This window comes from Paraburkholderia sp. (assembly GCF_035501035.1).
Classification (GTDB): domain Bacteria; phylum Pseudomonadota; class Gammaproteobacteria; order Burkholderiales; family Burkholderiaceae; genus Paraburkholderia.
Genome location: NZ_DATJWR010000089.1, coordinates 1 through 5,405, shown reverse-complemented (window position 1 = coordinate 5,405; position 5,405 = coordinate 1). Strand labels below are relative to the sequence as shown.

General features: G+C 66.5%; 5 protein-coding genes. 1 reads left to right on the top strand and 4 read right to left on the bottom strand.

What is annotated here, in order from left to right; all coding sequences use genetic code 11:
• Positions 1-608, bottom strand: a 608-nt coding sequence (locus VMJ11_RS06755) for a beta-ketoacyl synthase N-terminal-like domain-containing protein (RefSeq protein ID WP_325618206.1), incomplete at its 3' end; no start/stop codon positions are given.
• 163 nt (positions 609-771) lie between these two features.
• Positions 772-1,308 carry a carboxymuconolactone decarboxylase family protein gene (locus VMJ11_RS06750; RefSeq protein ID WP_325618204.1) on the bottom strand — a complete coding sequence of 179 codons (537 nt, stop codon included), beginning with the start codon at positions 1,306-1,308 and terminating at the stop codon, positions 772-774.
• A gap of 145 nt (positions 1,309-1,453) precedes the next feature.
• Between VMJ11_RS06750 and VMJ11_RS06745 the strand changes: the two genes are divergently transcribed.
• Positions 1,454-2,389, top strand: a complete 936-nt coding sequence (locus VMJ11_RS06745; protein ID WP_325618202.1) for an AraC family transcriptional regulator — start codon at positions 1,454-1,456, stop codon at positions 2,387-2,389.
• A gap of 23 nt (positions 2,390-2,412) precedes the next feature.
• Here the strand turns inward: VMJ11_RS06745 and VMJ11_RS06740 are convergent, their stop codons facing one another.
• Together VMJ11_RS06740 and VMJ11_RS06735 are read right to left on the bottom strand one after the other, a co-directional pair.
• Positions 2,413-3,828, bottom strand: coding sequence for an efflux transporter outer membrane subunit (locus VMJ11_RS06740; protein ID WP_414694316.1), 1,416 nt, complete (start codon positions 3,826-3,828; stop codon positions 2,413-2,415).
• A gap of 86 nt (positions 3,829-3,914) precedes the next feature.
• The coding region (locus VMJ11_RS06735; protein WP_325618198.1) for a DHA2 family efflux MFS transporter permease subunit at positions 3,915-5,405 on the bottom strand (1,491 nt) is incomplete at its 5' end.

Here is a 5,405-nt window from a genome sequence, read left to right as displayed (position 1 = left end):
GCGACGATTTCTTCCTTGAAGCGGCCCGCAGCCTGCGCGGCCGCGAAGCGCTGCTGCGAACGCACGGCCCAGGCGTCCTGCTCCGCACGCGTGAGCCCCACCTGCGTCACGAGGTCTTCGGTGTGCCAGCCCGAATGCTGGCCCGAGAACGCGTCGACGAGACCGTCGCGTAGCATGCTGTCGTGAATTTCGGCGTTGCCCATGCGATAGCCCCAGCGGCCGCCATCGAGCAGATACGGCGCGCGGTCCATGTTCTCCATGCCGCCGGCGAGCGCCACGTCGGCGAGACCCAGCATTACCTCCTGCGCGGCGCTCGCAATGGCCTGCGCGCCCGACCCACACACGCGATTGACCGTGAGCGCGGGCACCGCCACCGGCACGCCGCCGCCCAGTTCCGCCTGGCGCGCGGGGTTCATCTTGTTGCCCGCCTGGATCACGTTGCCGAGCACCACGGAGCCAAGCCGCGCCGGATCGAGCTTCGCGCGCGCGAGCGTTTCGCGCACCGCCGCCGCGCCAAGCTCGGTGGCGGGAACGCCCTTGAACATGCCGTTGAAACCGCCAATTGCCGTGCGCACCGGCTGGCACAGAACGATCTCGCGTGTACTCATCGTCATTTCTCCTTTCAGCAACGTGTCTGCAAAGCGAAGTTCCGTATGCACTGCCCATTCTATGTATGCATATGCACACTTTCAAACGCTTTTGTGAAAAATACACTTGCATGCGCTGGCACAATTGATGTCGTGCACAGCGCATGCAGCGTTGGTAAAACCTTTACGCCACGGCCGGAAAATCCAGCGTTGTATCGTTGATGCGGTTCACGAGATTCGTGAACGTAATCGACGTCACCGTGAGCGCGATTTCGACGATCTGCCGCTCCGTATAACCGGCTTCGCGGATCGCGGCCACTTCCGCTTCGGGCACCGTGCCGTGCGTGGTGACCAGCTCACGCACGAAGTGCACGAGGGCGTCGCGCTTCGCGTCGCCGCTCGGTTCGCCCGCGCGAACCGCCTTCATCGTTTCCGGCGCGAGGCCCGCGAACTTGCCCGCCAGCGTGTGCGCGGCGAGACAGTAGTCACAGCCCGCCACTTCGCTCACCGCGAGCTTGATCGCTTCGACGTCGGGCTTCGAGAGCGTGCCGGCGGCAATGACGGCCTCGACGGAGAGCACCGCGCCCAGCGCTTCGGGGCTATGCGTGCCGATAGTGGCGTAGGCATTGGGCACCTTGCCCACGGCCTTGCGGATCTTCGCGAAGATCTCGGCGGCGGCGCCAGTGGCGGCTTCGGGCTTGATGGCGGAAAGACGGGACATGTTCGGCTCCTTGAACGTTACGGTGTCGCGAGTGGGTGTGTCGCGCAGCCATCGTCGATGGCATGCAATCAGTCTAATTGGGCACCGTTGCGTTTTTAATGCCAGAATGGCGTAATTTCATGCTCAAACGTCTCACCCGTCGATTATGGATCTGCTGAGCCGCCTCCTCGCAATGATGCCCGTCACCGGCCGCCTCGACGTGCGCTGCCATTTCGGCGCGCCGTGGCGCATCGACGAACCCGGAGCGCAAGCGCGCGAGATCCGCTATCACGTGCTGCTCTCGGGCCGCGCGATCGTCGAGGACGCGCACGGCGCGCCCGTCGCACTGCATGGGGGCGACATCGTGCTGTTTCCTTCGGGCAGCGCGCACGTGCTGCACGACGGCAGCGGCACGGCGCCCGCGGCTGTCGATTCGCACATGGCAAATGGCGTCACCGTCGCAACGAACGCGGGCGCAGGCGCGAGCGCCGACGTGCTGTGCGGCCGCTTCCTGCTGCCCGCGGTCCCGCAGCATTTGCTGCGCGACAACCTGCCCGCGCGGCTCGTCGTGCACAGCGCGCGCGAAGGCTCGGCTGCACCCGAGCGGCTCGTGCGCCTGATCGCGCTCCTGCGCGACGAAGCCTACGAGGCCGCGCCGGGTAGCGAGTCGCTCGTGAACCATCTTTCGGGCGCGCTCTTCGCGCTGACGCTGCGCTACGCGAGCGCCGGCGACGCGCCGCCGCGCGGCTTGCTCGCGCTCGCGCAGCGTCCGCGCCTGCAACCGGCCATCGACGCGATGTTCGAAGCCCCTGGCAAACCCTGGACGCTGCCCGAGCTGGCCGAGTTGTGCCACATGTCGCGCGCGACCTTCGCGCGTCACTTCGATGAAGCCATCGGACGCTCGGCCGCCGACGTGCTCACCGATATCCGCATGACGCTGGCCGGCCGCATGCTCGCGCAAGGCAACCAGAGCGTGGCCGAGATCGGCGAATTCGTGGGCTACCAATCGGACGCCGCGTTCCAGCGTGGCTTCAAGCGCCACGTGGGCATGACGCCCGCGCAATGGCGCTCGGTCGCTCGCGAATCTCCTTCGGACACCTGAGTTCATGGCTGCGCGCATGCTGGCTAGCCGCCGTGCGCGGGCGCGTCCTGCGCGAGAACCACGTCGCCGTTCTGGCTCCAGCCGCCGCCAAGCGAGCGGTAGAGCGCGACCGCCGCGAGCGCACGCTCACGTTGCGCGTCGTTGAGCAGGTCCTGATCGGCGAGCCAGGTTTGCTGCGCGCTCAGCACGTCGAGAAAGTCGGTGGCGCCGCCCTTGTAGAGCTGGTTGGCAAGCTTGAGCGATTGCGCCGACGAGGCCACCGCGTCGTTCAACTGCTGCGTCTGCCCCGCCGTGCTCACGAGATCGCTGCGACTGTCCTCCACTTCGCGCAGCGCTTGCAGCAGGGTCTGCTGCAGGTTCAACTGCGATTCGCGCATGCGGCTCTCGCTCTGGTCGATATCGGCCGTAATGCGGCCCGCGTTGAAAATGGGGCTCGTCGCACCAATCACCGCGCTGAACAGATTGTCGGTGAGCGTGGGCATGCCGAGGTACGACGAAGCGAGGATGCCGTTCGTGAGGTTGAGCGTGAACTTCGGATAGCGCTCCGCGCGCGCCACGCCCACTTCCGCCGCGCGTTGCTGCACCGTGGCATAGGCGGCCAGCACGTCGGGGCGGCGCAACAGCGCCTGCGAGGGCAGGATTTGCGGCACGCTCGCGGGCACGCCCGGAATGGGCGCGGACTGCGCGAGCGCGAGCTGCGCCACGGACTCCGGCGTGCGCCCCGTGTACACCGCAATCAGGTTCAGCTGATGGTCGATGCTCGCCTGCGCGCGCGGCACGCGGGCTTGCAGTTCGCTCAGCTGCGTCTGCGCGCGCGCCACGTCGAGTTGCGTCGAGAGGCCGTATTTCAGGCGGTCCTGCGTGAGCAGCAGCGTGCGTTTGCGAATCTCCAGGTTGTCCTGAAGAATTTTCAGTTCGGCCTGAGCCCAACGCAGATCGACATAGGCCGAGGCCGTATTCGCCGCGAGCGCGAGGCGCACCGCATCCAGCGCGTGCTGCTGGCCCACGAGGTTCGCCTGCGCCGCGAGCAGGTCGAGCCGCTCGCCGCCGAACACGTCGGGTGACCAGCTCAACGCGAGGCCCGCGCCGGCCTCCTTCACGTAGCCAAGAGGCGGCGGCGTGTTCTGCCGCGTATAAGCGCCTTGTGCCGTGAAGTCGAGTTGCGGCAGCAGCGCCGCGTGCTTCTGCGTGGTGATCGATTGCGCCTGCTTCACGCGCTCGGCGGCGGCCTGCAGGTCGAGGTTGCCCTCCAGCACCGTAGCGAGCAGCGCATCGAGCGTCGGATCGCCGAACTGTGCCCACCAGGCGCGCGCGTCGATGGCGCTCTGCGGCGCGTCGATGCGCCACGCGCCCGGCGCCGTTTCCTGCACCGTGGCGCCCAGCTCGGGGTGCTGTGCGGGCTGGACCGCGCACGCGGCCAGCACGGCGGCGGAAAGCATCGAAAGCGCGAGGCGCACGAGGTGACTAGGTTTCGACTGGCGGCTAGCTCGCAACGGCGAACGTTCGGGGGTTTGCATGGGACACCTTAATGTGCGTCGGGCGGCGGGCCACCCATCGAGATCGGATGCGAGAACGCCACACAGGCGATGGCAACCACGAAGCAAAGCGAGAGCATGAAGAACGTATCGGAGAACGTCATCACGAGCGCCTCGCGCAGCACCAGCGCATGCAATTGCGCAAGCCCTGCTTCGGCGGCGTCGAGCGCATTGCCCGCAACGGACTGCCAGTACGCGGTTCGCCCCGCGAGCAGCAACTGCACCTGCGGCACGCCTTCGGTCACGCTCTCGTTCAGGCGCAGATAGTGGAAGTTGAGCCGGTCGTTGAGCATCGTCGCGCTCACGGCAATGCCGATCGCGCCGCCCAGATTGCGCATCAGGTTGAACAAGCCGCTGGCCGACTTGAGCCGCGAAGGCGGCAGCGAGCCGAGCGACATCGTGACGATGGGCGGAATCGCGAACTGCTGGCCCACGCCACGCAGCGCCTGCGGCAGCAGGAATTGCTGCCAGCCCCAGTCGTGCGTGAGCGGCACGTACAGATAGCAGCCCAGGCCGAAGCAGCACAGTCCGAACAGCATCAGCGCGCGCATGCTGAAATAACGCGTGGCGTAGGCGTACACGCCGAGCGCGAGCAACTGGAACACGCCCACCGAAAGCAGCGACAGGCCGATTTGCAGCGAACTGTAGCCGCGCACTTCCGCGAGAAAGAGCGGCGTGAGATAGACGGCCACGAAAATGCCGATACCGGTCACGAACGAGAGCACGCTGCCAATGCCGAAGTTGCGCACGAGCAGCGCGCGCAGATCGACGATGGGTTCCTTCGCCGTGAGCGCGTGCACGATGAAGAGGAAGCCGCAGATCGCCGAGATCCAGGTGCAGGCGACGATCACGTCGTCGCCGAACCAGTTCTTGCGCGGCCCTTCTTCGAGCACGTATTCGAGGCAGCCGAGAAAGCCGCACATGAGCGCGATGCCCAGATAATCGCCGCGCTTGAGCAGCGAGAGATCGGCCTTGTCGATGTTCACGTACTTCGGCACGAGCGCCGCCACCGCGATGCCGGGCACGAGGTTCAGATAGAAGAGCCAGTGCCAGGACCATTGATCGGTGATCCAGCCGCCTATCACCGGTCCGAGCGTGGGCGCGAGCGAGGCGAGCGCGCCGATCGTGGTCGATGCGACGATGCGCTGCTTGCCGGGAAAGAGCACGAAGGCCGTCGTGAACACGGTGGGGATCATCGCCGCGCCGAGCGCGCCTTGCAGGCCGCGAAACACGATCATCGAGTTGATGTCCCAGGCGAGGCCGCACAGCATGCTCGTCACGGTGAAGCCCACCGCGGAGCCCACGAAGAGCCAGCGCGTGGAGAACACCTTCGAGAGCCAGCCCGACATCGGAATCACCATGATCTCGGCGATCAGGTAGGCCGTCTGCACCCACGAGAGCTCGTCCTGGCTCGCGGAAAGACCGCCGCCGATGTCGCGCAGCGAGGAAGCGACGATCTGGATGTCGAGCGTGGCCATGAA

Coding starts and splice junctions, on each gene's coding strand:
- VMJ11_RS06750 (WP_325618204.1), bottom strand. CDS start 1,308: ATGTCCCGTCTTTCCGCCATCAAGCCCGAAGCCGCCACTGGCGCCGCC.
- VMJ11_RS06745 (WP_325618202.1), top strand. CDS start 1,454: ATGGATCTGCTGAGCCGCCTCCTCGCAATGATGCCCGTCACCGGCCGC.
- VMJ11_RS06740 (WP_414694316.1), bottom strand. CDS start 3,828: ATGCTTTCCGCCGCCGTGCTGGCCGCGTGCGCGGTCCAGCCCGCACAG.